The sequence below is a fragment of the Nonomuraea sp. NPDC004702 genome (genome assembly GCF_053601695.1).
Genome location: NZ_JBSGCE010000003.1, coordinates 195,153 through 210,659, shown reverse-complemented (window position 1 = coordinate 210,659; position 15,507 = coordinate 195,153). Strand labels below are relative to the sequence as shown.

The following is a 15,507-nucleotide window of genomic DNA, read 5'->3' as shown; positions in this document are numbered from 1 at the left end:
GGGGGAGCAGGGAGCACCGAATGTCCTACGAGCCATCGCGGCGTGCCCTGCTGACGGTGGCGGCGCTGCTGCCGCTGACGGCCTGCGGCGCCGACGTCCGCCGTACGGCCGTGCGGCCCGCGACCTCCTCGCCGTCGCCTTCCCCGGCGGTGGCCGTGCCCAGCGCGAGGCCGTCGGCGGCGGCGCGCCTGGCCGCGCTCGAACGCCGGCACGGCGCCCGCCTCGGCGTGTACGCGCTGGCCACCGGCACCGGCGCCACGCTGGCCCACCGCGCCGACGAGCGCTTCGCGTTCTGCTCCACCTTCAAGGCCCTGGCCGCGGCGGCGGTCCTGCACCGCAACCCGCTCGGCCACCTGGACGACCGCGTCACCTACACCTGGGCCGACATCGACTCCATCTCACCGATCACCCGGCGGCACGTCGCCACCGGCATGACCGTCCGGCAGCTCTGCGACGCCGCCATCCGGTACAGCGACGGCACCGCGGGCAACCTGCTGATGCGTGACGCCGGCGGCCCGGCCCGGCTCACCGCCTTCCTGCGCGGGCTGGGCGACCGGGTCAGCCGCATCGACCACTACGAGCCCGAGCTCAACAGGATGGGCCCGAAGAACCCGCGCGACACCACCACCCCGCGCGCGATCGCCGCCGACTACCGGGAGATCCTGCTCGGCGACGTGCTGCCCCCGGCCAAGCGCGCGCTGCTCGAAGGCTGGCTGCTGCGCACGACCACCGGCGCGGCGCGCGTCAGGGCCGGCCTGCCCAAGGGGTGGAAGCTGGCGCACAAGACCGGGACCGGCAACTACGGCAGGGCCAACGACATCGCCGTGGTGTGGCCGCCGGGCGCGGCGCCGCTGGTGGTGGCCGTCATGACCGACCGCCCCGGCTACGGCACGCCGCCCCGGGAGGCGCTGATCGCCGAGGCCACCCGGGTGATCGTCGCCTCGCTCACCTGACCAGCCCGAACCGGGTGGCGACGGCCCGCAGGCCCTCGATCACGTCGCTGGCCGAGGGCGCGGCCCGCGGGTCGTTGAGCCACTGGGCCATCACCCCGAGCAGCAGCGCGAGCTGCACCGAGCCGACGGCGCGCACCTCGCCGTCGCCGATCTCCTCCTCCGGCACCCCGGTGAGCTGCGCGGCCATGCCCCGCCGCCCCTCGCGCTGACCGGCCACGAGCTGCTCGCGCAGCTCCGGCGAGTGCTCGGCCTGGACCAGTGCCTCCAGGTTGGCCAGCCACAACGTGCGGTGCTCGTTGATCGAGCCGATCAGCTGCTCCCACAGCGCCTCGAAGCTCTCGGCGGGTGACCTGCCGGGGTCGTCGAGCGCGGCCAGGGCCGCGCCGACCTTCTCTCCCCATTCGCCCATGGCCTCGACCAGGGCCGCGTTGAGCAGCGCCTCCCGCGAGCCGAAGTGGTAGCCGATGGCCGCCATGCTCACGCCCGAGGCCGTGGCGATGTCGCGGACGGTGGTGCGCCCCCAGCCCTTCTCCTCCAGGCAGCGCCGCGCCCCGGCCAGCAGGTCTTCGCGATTTCCCATGGCCGGAAGCCTAGCACGCACGCCTTAGACCACCGTCTTGCGCGTTTGCCCAAATCTGCGTACGGTGTGGAGCGTTCACCGACGAAAGAGGACATGGCAATGCGCATCCTGATCTCCGGCGGCAGCGTCGCCGGCCCCGCCCTCGCCTACTGGCTGCACCGTCACGGCCACCAGGTCACCGTCGTCGAGCGCGCCCCGGCCCCGCGCGGCGGCGGCGCGGCCATCGACTTCCGCGGCTCGGCCCTGGACGTGCTGGACCGCATGGGCCTGCTGGCCGAGATGCGCCGGCACGCGACCACGATGACCTCCATGACCCTGGTCGACGAGGCCGGCGACACGCTGGCCGTGCTGCCCGCCGACGCGATCTCCGGCGAGCTGGAGGTGCTCAAGTCCGACGTCACGAAGGTCCTGTACGAGGCCACCCGGGACACCGTCGAGTACCTGTTCGACGACACCGTCACCGCGCTCGACCAGGACGCGGCGGAGGTGCGGGTGCGGTTCGAGAAGGCCGCGCCGCGCACGTTCGACCTGGTGGTCGGCGCCGACGGGATGCACTCCAAGGTGCGCGCGCTCGCCTTCGGCCCCGAGTCGCGCTACGTGCGCGACCTCGGCATCTACGGCGCGCTGTTCACCACCGGCAACATCCTGGACCTGCGGGACGCGGGCCTGATGCACAACACCCCCGGCCGCAGCGCCCTGGCCTTCACCGCCCACGGCAACACCGAGCTGCGGGTCGGCCTGTCGTTCGCCGCCGACGACCTGGTCTACGACCGGCGCGACCGCGCCCAGCAGGAACGCCTGGTGGCCGAGCACTACGCGGGAGCGGGCTGGGAGGTGCCCCGGCTGCTGGCGGCCATGCGGGAGGCCGAGGAGTTCTTCTTCGACTCCTCCGGCCAGGTCGTGATGGACACCTGGACGAACGGCCGGGTCACGCTGCTGGGCGACGCGGCCTACTGCGCGGCGCCGACCTCCGGCCGCGGCACCTCACAGGCCCTGATCGGCGCGTACGTGCTGGCCGGGGAGCTGGCCGAGGCGCCCGACCACGCCACGGGCCTGGCCGCCTACGAGCACCGCATGCGCGACTACGTCGAGCGCAACCAGCGGCACGGCCGGGCCGCGGCCCGCTGGTTCTTCGGCGCGCCGGAGGAGCCCATGCCGGACGACGTCGACGACACGGTCCCGCTCAAGGAGTACGCGCTCTGAGGCCGTGGCCGAAGACCCCGGCGGCTCAGAGCCAGCCCGCGTCGCGGGAGATGCGGATGGCGTCGATGCGGTTGCGCCCGCCGACCTTGCTGATCGCGTTCGACAGGTAGTTGCGCACGGTGGCCTGCGACAACGAGAGCTGGGTGGCGATCTGCGCGGTGCGGATGCCGGACGCGGCGGCGCGCAGCACCTCGGTCTCCCGGGCGGTGAGCGGGCTGCTGCCGGTCTCCAGGGCGGCGGCGACCAGCTCGGGGTCGATCACCCGTTCGCCGCGGGCGATGCGCCGGATGCCGTCGGTCAGGGTCTGGGCGGGGGCGTCCTTGACGATGAACCCCCGCGCGTGCACCTTCAGCGCGCGCAGCAGGTTCCCCGGCTGGCTGAGCCCGGTGAGCACGAGCGTGCGGCAGTCCGGCAGCCGCTGCGACAGCTGCTCGGCGGCCGACAGGCCGTCCAGGCCGGGCATGTCGATGTCGAGCACCGCGACGTCCGGGCGCACCCGGAGGGCGGCGGCCAGCACCTCGTCGCCACGCTCGATCTCGGCCACGACCTCCATGTCGTCCTCCAGCGAGAGCAGGGCGACCAGGGCCGAGCGGATCATGTGCATGTCCTCGGCGATCAGTACGCGGATCACGGGCCTTCCTCGGGAACCTCGACCGACAACCGGAAACGGCCATCGTGGACGGCGGTGGACGACGAGCCGGACGCCGCGCGGGCGCGTTCGGTCACCCCGGCGAGCCCCGACCCCGGCCGCCCGACGCCGCGCACGCCGTCGTTGACGATCTCCAACCGTACCCTGCCGCCGCCGCGGGCCACGGTGATCGCGCAGGTCGTGGCCTCGCTGTGCCGCAGCAGGTTGGTGGTGCCCTCGCGGATGGCCCACGCCAGCGCGTCGTGGGCCGGGCCGGACAGCGGCGGCAGCGCGGCCACGTCGAGCCGGGTGCCGACCCCGGCCGCGCCGAGCAGGGCCGCCGCGCCGTCGATCTCGGTGCGCAGCGACACGGCCAGCTCGTCGCGGGTGATCGCGCGGACGTCCCTGAGGGCGTCGCGGGCGACCCCGGTCAGGCTCTCGATCTCGGCACGGGCCGCGCCGGCGTCCTTGACGAGCAGCCGCAGGGCCAGGTCGCCCTTGAGGGAGATGGCCGACAGGCTCTGGCCGAGCAGGTCGTGCAGGTCGCGCGAGACCCGGACGCGTTCCTCGCCGACCGCGGCCGCGGCCAGCTCGGCCCGGGTGGCCTCCAGCTCCTCCAGCAGCAGCACCAGGCGGGCCCCGGCGACCAGCGCCCCGCCGAACACGATCAGGCCGAGCAGGGGGTAGACGGCCAGCAGGAGGGCGTGCGGGACCGTGTCGCCGTCGTGCAACATCTGCGCCACCTCCAGCGCGGCGGGGTGCAGGACCTGCGCGACGGCGGCCACCGCCCGCGCCGGGCCGCGCAGCAGCATGACGATCGAGGCCAGGGCGAAGATGGTCATGCCCTCCCACTGGGTGGCGAGCCACCACAGGGGCAGGTTCGCCAGCAGCAGGAGCGCCGCCAGGGTCCAGGGCCAGCCCGCCGGACGCGCGCCGCGGGAGGCGGCCAGGCTGTGGCGGAGCTGGAGCGCGAGGGCCGCCAGGACGCCCAGGCCCGCCAGGACGGGGTCCCCGGGCGGCCCCTCCATGCCCATGGCGATGTAGACCGGCACCTGCGCGGCCAGCGGGACGTGCAGCGCGACGAACGGCCGGTGCGGATGCCGCAGCACCCAGGCCGGCGGGATCTGCGCGCTCATGCCGCCACCTCGATCGTCTCGGTCACGTCGTCGGCGCGGACCTCCAGCAGCACCCGGCCGCCCGCGACGGTGGCGGCGATCGTGCAGGCGCGCACGCCGTCGGCGCGCAGCAGGCGGGTGACGGTGGCGCGCAGGGCCGCGCGCGGGCCGGGCGGGATCGTCTCGGGGACGCCCTGCCTGGGCAGTTCCAGGCGGGTCGGCACGCCCGCCGCCGACAGCAGCGTGGCGGCCGTCTCCAGCTCGGCCCGCAGCGACGGCTGCCGGTAGCCGCGCACCCGCCGTCTGGCCTCGGCCAGCGTGCGGCGCGAGTCGTCGGCGAGCCGCCCGAGCTCCGCCGCCAGCCCGGGGGCGGGGCCAGGGGTGTTTCCTGTGGTCAGGGCTGCCGCCGCGCGTTCGCCGCGGGCGGCGATCGACTCCAGCGCGCCGCCGAGCGTGCGGCGCAGGTCGTCGTCGATGCGCCGCCGCTCCTGCGCGACCGCCTGCTGGGCCAGCGCCTCCCTGGCCGCCTGCAGCCGGGTCAGCGCCGCGGCGAGCCAGACGAGCAGCAGCAACGCCCCGCCGCCGCACAACACCGAGAACGCCGGCCACGACGCCACCTGCCACGGCAGGCCCAGCAGCAGCGCCACCGGCGCGGCCGCCGCCACCAGAACGACGCAGGCCAGGTACGACCACGGCGCCGGCAGCACCAGCACGGCCGACACCACGAGCCCCGCGTACGCCCGCGGCCACATGTTCCCGGCCAGCGGCGTCACGCCGAGCACGACGACGGCCATGACCGCGAACGTCCAGCGACCGGCCGGCGGACGGCGGGCGTGGGCGGCGTACCAGACGTGGCGCAGGTGCAGGGGGAGGTAGACCGCGGTCGCGGCCAGGCTCCACAGCCCGGTGCGGCTGTCGTTGCCCTCGTAGCCGAACGACAGCGTCACCTGCAGCAGCGGCAGCAGGGCGCTGCACACGACGGCGACGACCGGCGCCAGCCGGACGACGCGGCCGGACCGCCAGAACTCCGCCCTGTCCGCCACCCTGCCCACCACCCGTCGACGTTCCCCGGCTGACCAGGGTAGGCCGCCCGGCCGGACGGCGGCGCGGCCCGGCCGCCGGGGCCGGACCAGGGTGAGCGGCAGGGTCATGAGGGGTCGTCGCCGCCTTCCTCGGGGGATGTCGAGGGACTCAGCCTGCACCCGGAGGACGGCGGCGAACAGATGCAGATGTCATCGGTCGGCCCGTGAGATTCGCGGCGGGTTCGTCCGGGTCGCGGATGGGTTCAGCCCGTCCTGCGGATGGGTTCAGCCGGTCTTGCGGATGGCCAGGCCGTGGTCGCCGCCGGCGGCGATGAACGTGAGCCCCGGCCCCCAGGCGTTCGGCCTGGGCGGCATCGGCACCGGGACGCCGGTGCCCGTCTGGCCCGAGTTGTACTGCCCCCAGCCGTACGCCTCGCCGCCGCCGGTCAGGGCCAGGCCGAACGCGCAGCCGGCGGCGACGTCCTTGACGTCCGACAGGCCCGGGACGAGCTGCGGCTGCTTGACGAGCGCGCCGGTGAAGGCCACCTGGGCCTCGGTGTTGTCGCCCCAGCCCCACACGTTGCCCGAGCCGTCCACCAGGTAGCTGTGCCGGCAGCCGGCGGCCACCGCGCGCACCTGGCCGTACCTGCCGACGACGTGCACCGGGCTGTAGGACGCGGTGACCGAGGTGGTGCCGTTGCCGAGCTGGCCGGAGTTGTTGGCGCCCCAGGCCAGCAGCGTGCCGTCGGAGCGGACGGCCAGCGAGTGGGAGAACCCGGCGGCGATGTCGTAGACCGGCCCGCTCTCGCCGCCCAGGCCGGGCAGCACGGTGGGGCTCGCCTTCGCCGCGTTCGTGCCGTCGCCGAGCTGGCCGCGCGAGTTGTCCCCCCAGACCAGCACGTTGAAGTCGTTCCGCAACGCCATGCTGTGGAACCAGCCGGCCTCGATGTGGGTGATGCCGCGCAGCTCGCCGAGCGGCTGCGGGGTGGCGTACGAGCCGCCGAACGAGCCCAGGCCGAGCTGCCCGGAGTTGTTGACGCCCCAGGCCCAGACGTGGCCGTCGCCGGTGCGCGCCAGGCTGAACCCCCAGCCCGCCGCGACCTCCGCGACCCCGGTCAGGCCCTGGACCTTGACCGGGACGTTGCTGTCGGTGTGACCGCCGTCGCCGAGCTGGCCGTTGTTGTTCTGCCCCCAGGCCCAGACCGAGCCGTCGGCCGCGATGGCCAGGGAGTGGGTGAGGCTGCCGGCGACCTCGGTGAAGCCCTGCTCCTCGGCGCGTACCTTGACGGGGAGCTGCTGGTCGGCGTAGCCGCCGTCGCCGAGCTGCCCGAAACCGCCCTTGCCCCAGGCGATGGCGTGCGTGGCGGGCGGCGCCGCCTGCGCCGTCGCCTGGGCCGGGACGGCGGTCGCGAGCGCGGCGGCCGCCACGGCCGCCGCCAGGACGGCCCGCGATCGTCTGCCGAGCCTCCTCGGGATGGAGAGCTGCATCTGACCTCCTCATGGTCCGGGCGCCGTCGGACGACGGCGCCTCAGACCATGGGCGTTCCGCGGCGTTCCATCCCGTTCCATCGACCGAGGTGGTGCTGCTGTTCGCCGCGCCCGGCTGACGGCCGCCGGGAGCACGGCGGGCGGGATCAGGACGGTCAGTTCACCCGGGTGACCCGGTTCAGGGCCGGGGCGGGCAGCGGGCTCCTGGCGCGGATGTAGGACTCGAACGCCTCGATGTCGCGGACCTTCTCCACCCGCTCGGTGCCCTCGGTCAGCACCGAGAAGCCGTCGCCGCCGGTCGCGACGAAGGAGTTGGCGGTCAGGCGGTACTTCGCGGCGGGGTCGACGACGGCGCCGTTGAGCTTGATGCTCGCCGGGTCGACGCGGTCGCAGGCGGGCTTGGCGTTGTCGTAGGTGTAGGTGAGTCCCTGCGAGACGCCGAGCACGCGCGCGGTGCTCTGGCCGCACCACTGCTGCTCCAGCAGCCGTTCGAGCTGGGCGCCGGTGAGCGTCATGGTGACGAGCATGTTGCCGAACGGCTGCACGCGCAGCGCCTTGCCGTGCGTCACCAGGTTCGACATCTCGTTGCCGGTGGGGTTGACGATCAGGTCGCCGCCGATGCCGCCGCCGTAGGGCGGCTGGACGGCGATCTGGGCGCCGCCGTTCTCGGCGGCGGAGGTGGCGAACAGGCGGGCGTCGGCCAGGGCGTGGCCGACGGTGGACTCGCCGGCGGCGTTGCGCTGGGCGGTCAGGTCGCGGGCGAGCAGGCCGACCGGCCGGTCGAGCAGCTTCTGCGCCTGCTCGTCGGTGCGGCGGCGCAGGGCGGCGATCCGGGCGTCGGGCTTGATGTCGTGGGTGACGGTGATGTTCTCGGCCTTGGCGGAGGTCGGGTTGCCGGTCGCCCGGTCGACGGTCAGGACGACCTTGGTGAGCTCGCGCGTGTGGGCGGAGGTCTGCGTGACGGGGATGCCGTTGACCACGCAGTTGTACGGGTTGTGCGTGTGCCCGGAGATGACGGCGTCGACCTCGGGGTCGAACCGCTGCACGATGTCCTTGATCGGCCCGGCCAGGTTGTTGCACTCGTTGGGCAGGCCGCCGCCGGTCTGCCCGCCGCCCTGGTGGATCAGGACGACGATCGTGCGCACGCCCTTGGCCTTGAGCTCGGCCGTGTAGGCGTTGACCGCCTCGGCCTCGTCGCGGCCCTCCAGCGGCTTGGTGGGGCCGGGGGCCTCGTTGAGCGCGTTCTTGTAGTCGACGCCGATGATGCCGACCTTGACGCCCTTGACCTCCTTGACGATGTAGGGCGTCAGCGCGGGCTTGCCGGTGGTGGTGTCGACGATGTTGGCGCCCAGGTAGGGGAACGCGGCGCCCTTGAAGCCGGGCAGCGCGCAGCCGTCGATCGGGTGGCAGCCGCCGTTCTCCATCCGGCGGAACTCGGCGATGCCCTCGTCGAACTCGTGGTTGCCGACGCTGGAGGCGTCCAGGCGCATCAGGTTGAGCGCCTGGATGCCCGGCTCGTCGTGCAGGGCGGTGGCGTTCATGGTGCTGGAGGAGTAGTTGTCGCCGGCCGAGAGCCGCAGCGTGCCGTCGGGGTTGTCGCGCTGGAGCCGGTCCATGTGGGCGGCCAGGTACTCGGCCCCGCCCGCCTCGACCGGCCCGGACGGCGTCATGGCGAAGCTGGTCGGGAAGCCGGAGTGGAAGTCGTTGAAGGCCAGTAACTGGATGTCCACGGCGTCGGCGCGGGCGGGCAGCAGGCTGGTGCTGCCGAGCACCAGCGCCATGAGGAGGTTGCGCATGGCCACGAAAGTGACATAGTCCCATCGACTCACACAAGAGGGAAATTTTCTAACATTGGACGCTGAATGTGAACTATTGACATACCTTGCGGGAAGCGGGAGGGTTCCTCCCATGTCACCGATCCTGGCCAGAATCCGAGGGATCGAGCCCACCCTCACGGCCACCCACCGGCGCATCGCCGAGACGATCCTCGCCGAGCCCGCCACCGTGGCCGCCTCGACCATCGGCGAGCTGGCGGAGCGGTGCGGCACCTCGCTCACCACCGTCACCCGGTTCTGCCGGCAGCTCGGCCTGGCCGGCTACCCCGAGCTCAGGCTGGCGCTCGCCGCCGAACTGGGCCGCAACGACGCCGCCCCGCGCGAGCAGGGCCTGATCGCCTTCTCCCCGGACGACCCCGCGAGCCTGGTGCTGCGCAGCCTGCTGGCCAGCGACATGCGCGCCATGGAGGAGACGGCGGCCCAGCTCGACCTTCAGGCCGTGGACCGGGCGGTCGAGGCCCTGGTACGGGCCCGGTTCATCGACTTCTTCGCGGTCGCCGGCAGCGCGGGCGTGGCCATGGACCTGCACCTGCGCCTGCACGCCATCGGCCGCCCCGGAGCGTTGTGGACCGACGTGCACAGCGCCGTCTGCAGCGCCAACGCCCGCGACCGCGACGACGTGGCGCTCGGGATCTCCCACTCGGGCACCACGGCCGAAGTGGTCGAGCCGCTGGCCATCGCCAAGCGACGCGGCGCCACCACCGTCGCGGTCACCAACTTCCCGCGCAGCCCGCTGGCCGAGGTGGCCGACATCGTGCTGACCACCGCCGCGCAGGACACCCCCTTCCGCGCCGGCGGCGTGGCCGCCCGCCACACCCAGATGCTCGTCCTGGACTGCCTCTACATCGGCGTCGTCCAGCGCACCCACGAGACCAGCAACCAACTGCTCACCGCGGCCACCGACGCGGTCAGCAAGCACCGCCTGCCCCCACGCTAGGAGTCCCCATGCGTCTCGCCGCCGCCGCTGTCGCCTTGGCGATGGCGGTCACCGCCTGTGCCCCCTCCGCCACGACGAGTGCCGATTCCGGCAAGATCACCCTCTCGGTCTGGGGCTGGGGCCCCGAGGCGAACTACGACAAGATGTTCGCCGAGTACGAGAAGCTCCACCCCGGCATCGACGTCGACGCCCGCTCGTTCACCACGGCCACCGAGTACGACACCATCCTGTCCACCGGCCTGGCCGGCGACAGCGGACCCGACCTGGCCTGGCTGCGCGCCGGCGCCAACCTCCAGCCGCTGGTCGAGGCCGGCCGGCTGCTCCCGCTCGACACCAAGGACGTGCCCGGCCTGGCCGCCTACGACGAGAAGGTCCTGCGCTACGCCAAGGGCGACAAGGACGGCAAGGTCTACGGCGTGCCGTTCGCCGTCCAGACCCTCCAGGTGATCTACAACAAGAAGATCTTCGCCGACAACGGACTCACCCCGCCGAAGACGTACGCCGACATGATCTCCGCGGCCGACAAGCTCAAGGCCAAGGGCATCGTGCCGTTCGCCTTCGGCGGCAAGGACGACTGGATGCTGCCGATCGTGGCCGGCATCTTCGGCACCGCCCACTGGGGCGGCGACGCGTTCATCGCCGACGTCAAGGCCAAGCGCAAGAAGTTCGCCGACCCGCGCTTCGTCGAGGGCATCGACCAGCTCAACAAGCTCAAGCCGTACTTCCCCGACGACGTGGCCGGCGTCTCCTACACCGACGCGCAGATCCTGTTCTCCTCCGGCAAGGCGGCCATGTTCCCCGGCGGCCTGTGGGAGCTGAACTTCTTCGGCGAGCACGCCAAGGGCGTCGACCTGGGCGTCTTCACCCCGCCCACGCCCGAGGGGGAGGGCGTCATGCCCGGCTTCACCGACGGCTCGTACGGCGTCAACGTCAAGACCAGGCACAAGGCCGAGGCGCTGAAGTTCGCCGCGTGGCTGGCCTCCAAGGACTACGGCCAGCTGTACACCGACATCTTGCGCATCTTCTCCGCCGTGCCCGGCGTCACCCCCAAGGATCCGCTGCTCAACGAGGTCTCCGCCACCTTCGCCCGGCGCGGCGGCACCTACTTCATGAACGAGTTCGCCTACGGCAACCCGACCTCGGCCACCGTGTTCTCCAAGGCGTTGCAGGAGATGCTGCTGGGCCGCATCAGCGCCGAGGAGGCCGCCGAGCAGCTCGACAAGAGCGTGGCCACATGGCTCTAGCCGCACGGCGGGGGTCGTCGTACCTGTTCCTGGTCCCCGCCTTCCTCCTGTACTCGGCGTTCGTGGTCTATCCGCTGTTCACCGGGCTGACCTACAGCTTCTTCTCCTGGAAGGGCACCCTGCGCGACCAGCCGGCCGGGCTGGACAACTACGCGAACCTGCTGTCCGGCGCCTTCCTGGACCAGCTGCTGCCGGCGCTGGGGCACAACTTCCTGCTCTTCGCCGGCACCATGCTGGTGCAGAACACGCTGGGCCTGGCCTTCGCGCTGGCGCTGTTCCGCGTACGGCGCGGCAAGCGGGCCCTGCAGACCATGTTCGCGCTGCCGTACCTGGTCAACCCGCTGGTCATCGGCTACCTGTGGACCCTGCTGCTCAGCCCGGCCTTCGGCCCGGTCAACGCGCTGCTCAAGCCGATGGGCCTGGCGATGCCGTGGCTGGGCGACCCCGCCACCGCGCTGCCGACCGTCATCCTGATCACCAGCTGGCAGTGGGTGGGCTTCCCGATGCTGCTGTTCAGCGCCGCGCTCGGCGGCATCCCGCAGGAGTACGCCGAGGCCGCCAGGACCGACGGCGCCGGCTCCTGGCAGGTGTTCTGGCGCGTCACGCTGCCGCTGCTCAAGCCGGCCATGGCCACCGTGACCATCCTCAGCTTCATCGGCAGCATGGGCACCTTCGCCCTGGTCTACGCCCTGGGCGGTTCCAACGGCGCCCCCGCGGGCGCGACGGACGTGCTCGGCCTGCTGTTCTACCGGACCGCCTTCGCCTCGGGCGACGTCAACGCGCTGGGCACGTCCTCGGCGCTGGCGGTCTTCATGTTCACCTTCATCTTCGGCTCGACGCTGCTGCTGGAACGGGTCCTGAGGAGGAAGTCGTGAAGGCCGTGGCGATCCGGGTCCTGCTGTGGGGCTACGCCGTCTTCTCCATGTCGCCGCTGCTGGTCATGCTGCTCAGCTCGCTCCGGCCGACCAGCGAGATCTTCGACCAGCCGCTCGGCTGGCCCAGCGGGCTCGGCAACTACGCCAAAGCCTGGACCGACGCCTCCTTCTCCACGTACGTGGTGAACTCGGCGATCGTCGTGGTCTGCTCGGTGCTGCTGGGCGCGGTGGTGTCGTTGCTGGCGGCGTACCCGCTGGGGCGCCGGGAGTTCCGGGGGCGCGGGCTGTTCGCCGCCTACTTCGTCTCGGGCATGACGCTGCCCGCCCACCTGGGTGTGCTGCCGCTGTTCTACCTGCTGGAGAGCATGGGCCTGGTGGACTCGCTGGCCGGGCTGGTGCTGGTCTACGCGGCCGGGTCGGTGCCGTTCAACGTGTTCGTGCTGACCGCGTTCTTCCGCCAGCTCCCGCACGAGCTCGACGAGGCCGCCGCCCTGGACGGCGCGGGCCCGTTCGCCACCTTCTGGCACGTGATGCTGCCGCTGGTACGGCCCGCGCTGGCGACCGTGGTGGTCTTCCAGTTCGTGCCCATCTGGAATGACTTCTTCTACCCCCTGGTCCTGATGCGGGACGAGAGCAAGCTGACCCTGCCGGTCGGCCTCACCCACTTCTTCGGCCAGTTCCAGAACGACTGGGGCACGCTCTTCGCCGGCCTGGTGATGACGACGATCCCCCTGGTCGTGCTCTTCATCCTGGCCACCCGCCAGATCGTCGCCGGGCTCACCGCCGGCATGAACCGTTGAGGACAGTTTGATGGATCTTGTGATGGCCTTCGCCGACGAGACGCGCTCGCGGCTGGACCGGCTGATGGCCGAGCAGCTGCCCGCCATCAGGCGCGCGGGCGCGCTGGTCGCGGCGACCGTGCGCGCCGGAGGCGTCCTGCACGCCTACGGCACGGGACATTCGGAGGCGGTGGCGCTGGAGGTGGCGGGGCGCGCGGGCGGGCTCATCCCGACCAACCGGCTCACCCTGCGCGACCCGGTGGTGCTGGGCTCGGCCGATCCCGGCGCGTTCGACCCGCTGGCCGAGCGCGACCCGCGCACCGCCCACCAGGTGCTGGCCCTGCACACGGTGGAGGACTGCGACGCGTTCGTGATCGCCTCCAACTCCGGCGGCAACGGCTCGACCGTGGAGATGGCCCGGCTGGTCAAGGAGCGCGGCCTGCCGCTCGTCGCGATCACCTCGCTGGCCCACTCGACCGCCATCACCTCGCGGCATCCGTCGGGGGAGCGGCTGTTCGAGCTGGCCGACATCGTGATCGACAACCTGGCCCCGTACGGCGACGCCGTCCTGCCGACCGAGCACGGCCCGGTCTGCGGCATCTCCTCGATCACCTCGGCGCTGATCGTGCAGCTCATGGTGGCCGAGGCGATCGGCGAGCTCCAGGCGGACGGCACGGTCCCGCCGGTCTACCTGTCGGCCAACATCCCCGGCTCCGACGCGCACAACGACGCCCTGGTGGCCCGCTACGCCGGCCGCATCAGGACGGGCGCGCTGTGACCCTGACGATCGCCGCCTTCTGGCCGCCCCCGCCCCACGAGACGACGGCCGCCCGCTACCGGGAGATCGCCGAGGCCGGGATCGACCTGGTCATCACCGGGAACTACCTGAGCGACCGGGTCATCCTGCGGCACGCCCTGGCCCGCGCCGAGGAGGCCGGGCTCGGCATGCTGGTCGCCTCCGACCCGCGGGTGGACGTGCTCATGCGCGACCTGGACGTGGACCCGGCGCCGCTGATCGCCCAGGTCGTCGAGGACTACCGCCCGTTCCGCTCCTTCCGCGGCCTCAGCCTCATGGACGAGCCGGTGGCCGGGCAGTTCCCGCGGCTGGCGGCCGGGGTCGCCGCCGCGCGGGCGGCCGGCGCGTTCGCCTACGCCAATCTGCTGCCGAGCCACGCCACCGGCCCCTACGACGCGTACGTGGGGGAGTTCGCCCGGGTCGTCCGGCCGGACGTGCTGTCGTTCGACCGGTACCCGTTCCTGGCCGGCGGGTTCGACGAGGGCTACCTCGCCGACCTGGCCACCGTGCGCGAGCACGCCCGCAGGGCCGGGCTGCCGGCCTGGATGTACGTCCAGACGCTGGCCTACGACGGCCACCGCGAGCCGTCGGCCGCCGAGCTGGCCTGGCAGGTCAACACCGCCCTGGCCTACGGGTACACCGGCATCCAGTACTTCACCTACTGGACGCCCGACCCGGCGCGCGGCGAGGGCTTCCAGCCGGCGCTCATCGGCGGTGACGGCGTGCCGACCGAGCGCTACGGCGTCGTGCGGGACCTCAACACCCGCTGGCTGCGCCCGGTGGCGGCCGAGCTGACCGGGTGGACGTCGGCCGAGCACGCCGGCGACGTCCTGGTCGGCCACTACGGCGAGCGGCGGCTGGTCTGCAACGCCCGCTTCGACCGGCCGGCGGAGGTCACGCTCGACGGGATCACGCAGGCGTTCGACCCGGCGACCGGCTCCTACCAGGCGTGCGGCGCCACCCTCACGCTGGCGCCCGGCGCGGCGCGGCTGGTCCGGTGACGCTCTTCGCCGGGGTGGACGCCGGCGGCACCACCACCCGCGCCGCCGTCCACGCGGCGGACGGCACCAGGCTCGGGCACGGCACCGCCGGTCCCGGCAACCCGGCCGCGCACGGGCCGGCGGCGGCCCGCCTGGCGATCGGGCAGGCCCTGCGCCGCGCGCTCGACGGCCTGGACCCCTCGCTGGTGGCCGCCTCGGTGGCCGGCGTGGCGGGCGGCGACGACGCCTTCGCCGCGACGCTGGGCCGGACCTGGGCCGAGTGCGGCATCGCCGCGCCGCCGCGCATGGTCGGCGACGTGGAGATCGCCTACGCGGCCGGGACCGACGCGCCGTCCGGCACGCTGCTGCTGGCCGGGACGGGCGCCGCGGCGGCCCGCTTCTCCGGCCGGACGGTGACCGCGGTGGCCGACGGGCTCGGCTGGCTGCTGGGCGACGAGGGCGGCGGGTTCTGGATCGGCCGGGCGGGGGTGCGCGCGACCGTCCGCGTCCTGGACCGGCCCGGCGATCCCTCGGATCGCGTCCGGGACCGTCCCCAGGGCCGCATGGGCCGCGCTGAGGGCCGCGGACTGCCGTACGGGCCGCTGGTGGATCTGGTGAGTGCGCACTTCGGGGTGACGGGCGAGCCGCGGCGGCGGGCGGACCGGATCGTCCGGCTGGCCCAGGCCGACCGGATGCTCGTGGCCGCCGCCGCGCCGCTGGTGTCGCGGGCGGCCGCCGCGGGGGACGAGTGCGCGGCGGGCATCGTCGCCGAGGCCGCCCGGCGGCTGACCGCGACGGCGGCCCGGCTGTCCGGCGACGGGCCGCTGGTGCTGGCGGGCGGGGTGCTGACCGCGGACGGCCCGGTGCGCGCCGCCGTCCTGGCCCGGCTGGCCGGGCGGCGGGTGACGACCGCCCGCGACGCCACGGCCGGGGCGTGCTGGCTGGCCGCCCTCGACCGGCTGGGCGACCAGGCCGCCCACGAACGCTTCACGGCCCTTCCGCCGCCCCGCTAGTACTGTGACCGGGTCGGCGGGTATCGCGCCCGTGCCGCGGAAAGGACGGTTCGCACCAC

15 protein-coding genes are annotated in these 15,507 nt (G+C 73.4%); 9 read left to right on the top strand and 6 right to left on the bottom strand.

Features of this window, described 5'->3' with window-relative positions; translation table 11 throughout:
• Positions 1–20: 20 nt before the first annotated feature.
• A complete protein-coding gene (gene bla, locus ACWEJ6_RS05920; RefSeq protein ID WP_452421617.1) occupies positions 21–953 on the top strand; it encodes a class A beta-lactamase in 933 nt (310 codons plus the stop codon).
• On the opposite strand, the gene ACWEJ6_RS05915 is transcribed toward bla, so the two are convergent.
• On the bottom strand, positions 946–1,533 hold the full coding sequence (locus ACWEJ6_RS05915; RefSeq protein ID WP_452421615.1) for a TetR/AcrR family transcriptional regulator: 588 nt from the start codon (positions 1,531–1,533) through the stop codon (positions 946–948). The two genes, bla and ACWEJ6_RS05915, sit on opposite strands and share 8 nt — an antisense overlap.
• Positions 1,534–1,632: 99 nt before the next feature.
• Here ACWEJ6_RS05915 and ACWEJ6_RS05910 point away from each other — a divergent pair, with 99 nt between their 5' ends.
• Positions 1,633–2,736, top strand: a complete 1,104-nt coding sequence (locus tag ACWEJ6_RS05910; RefSeq protein WP_452421613.1) for an FAD-dependent monooxygenase — start codon at positions 1,633–1,635, stop codon at positions 2,734–2,736.
• A 25-nt stretch (positions 2,737–2,761) separates the two neighbouring features.
• Here the strand turns inward: ACWEJ6_RS05910 and ACWEJ6_RS05905 are convergent, their stop codons facing one another.
• The 5 genes from ACWEJ6_RS05905 to ACWEJ6_RS05885 form a co-directional block, all read right to left on the bottom strand.
• Entirely contained in the window at positions 2,762–3,367 is a 606-nt protein-coding gene (locus ACWEJ6_RS05905; RefSeq protein WP_358286887.1) for a response regulator transcription factor, read from the bottom strand.
• Positions 3,364–4,500 carry a sensor histidine kinase gene (locus tag ACWEJ6_RS05900; RefSeq protein ID WP_452421611.1) on the bottom strand — a complete coding sequence of 379 codons (1,137 nt, stop codon included), beginning with the start codon at positions 4,498–4,500 and terminating at the stop codon, positions 3,364–3,366. Before ACWEJ6_RS05900 ends, ACWEJ6_RS05905 begins: the two co-directional genes overlap by 4 nt.
• Positions 4,497–5,630: a hypothetical protein gene (locus tag ACWEJ6_RS05895; RefSeq protein ID WP_452421609.1), complete on the bottom strand. Its 1,134-nt coding sequence runs from the start codon at positions 5,628–5,630 to the stop codon at positions 4,497–4,499. The genes ACWEJ6_RS05900 and ACWEJ6_RS05895 overlap by 4 nt, the downstream gene beginning before the upstream one ends.
• Before the next feature lie 156 nt (positions 5,631–5,786).
• Positions 5,787–6,989: an RCC1 domain-containing protein gene (locus ACWEJ6_RS05890; RefSeq protein ID WP_452421607.1), complete on the bottom strand. Its 1,203-nt coding sequence runs from the start codon at positions 6,987–6,989 to the stop codon at positions 5,787–5,789.
• A 155-nt stretch (positions 6,990–7,144) separates the two neighbouring features.
• Positions 7,145–8,785, bottom strand: coding sequence for a bifunctional metallophosphatase/5'-nucleotidase (locus ACWEJ6_RS05885; RefSeq protein WP_449916522.1), 1,641 nt, complete (start codon positions 8,783–8,785; stop codon positions 7,145–7,147).
• 112 nt (positions 8,786–8,897) lie between these two features.
• On the opposite strand from ACWEJ6_RS05885, the gene ACWEJ6_RS05880 reads away from it, so the two are divergent.
• From ACWEJ6_RS05880 to ACWEJ6_RS05850, 7 genes are read left to right on the top strand one after another with little or no spacing between them, the layout of a single operon-like run.
• Positions 8,898–9,761, top strand: coding sequence for a MurR/RpiR family transcriptional regulator (locus ACWEJ6_RS05880; protein ID WP_387674956.1), 864 nt, complete (start codon positions 8,898–8,900; stop codon positions 9,759–9,761).
• An 8-nt stretch (positions 9,762–9,769) separates the two neighbouring features.
• The gene (locus ACWEJ6_RS05875) at positions 9,770–11,005 is read left to right on the top strand and encodes an ABC transporter substrate-binding protein (RefSeq protein WP_452421604.1); all 1,236 of its coding nucleotides are present in this window, start codon (positions 9,770–9,772) and stop codon (positions 11,003–11,005) included.
• Positions 10,996–11,880 (top strand): carbohydrate ABC transporter permease, encoded by an 885-nt coding sequence (locus ACWEJ6_RS05870; RefSeq protein WP_387674961.1) that lies wholly within the window; start codon positions 10,996–10,998, stop codon positions 11,878–11,880. The genes ACWEJ6_RS05875 and ACWEJ6_RS05870 overlap by 10 nt, the downstream gene beginning before the upstream one ends.
• Complete coding sequence (locus ACWEJ6_RS05865) at positions 11,877–12,680, top strand: carbohydrate ABC transporter permease (protein WP_387674963.1); 804 nt, start codon at positions 11,877–11,879, stop codon at positions 12,678–12,680. Before ACWEJ6_RS05870 ends, ACWEJ6_RS05865 begins: the two co-directional genes overlap by 4 nt.
• A 10-nt stretch (positions 12,681–12,690) precedes the next feature.
• Positions 12,691–13,437, top strand: a complete 747-nt coding sequence (locus ACWEJ6_RS05860; protein ID WP_452421601.1) for a sugar isomerase domain-containing protein — start codon at positions 12,691–12,693, stop codon at positions 13,435–13,437.
• Positions 13,434–14,456, top strand: coding sequence for a hypothetical protein (locus ACWEJ6_RS05855; protein ID WP_387674967.1), 1,023 nt, complete (start codon positions 13,434–13,436; stop codon positions 14,454–14,456). Before ACWEJ6_RS05860 ends, ACWEJ6_RS05855 begins: the two co-directional genes overlap by 4 nt.
• The gene (locus tag ACWEJ6_RS05850) at positions 14,453–15,448 is read left to right on the top strand and encodes an N-acetylglucosamine kinase (protein ID WP_452421599.1); all 996 of its coding nucleotides are present in this window, start codon (positions 14,453–14,455) and stop codon (positions 15,446–15,448) included. The genes ACWEJ6_RS05855 and ACWEJ6_RS05850 overlap by 4 nt, the downstream gene beginning before the upstream one ends.
• Positions 15,449–15,507: the final 59 nt, after the last annotated feature.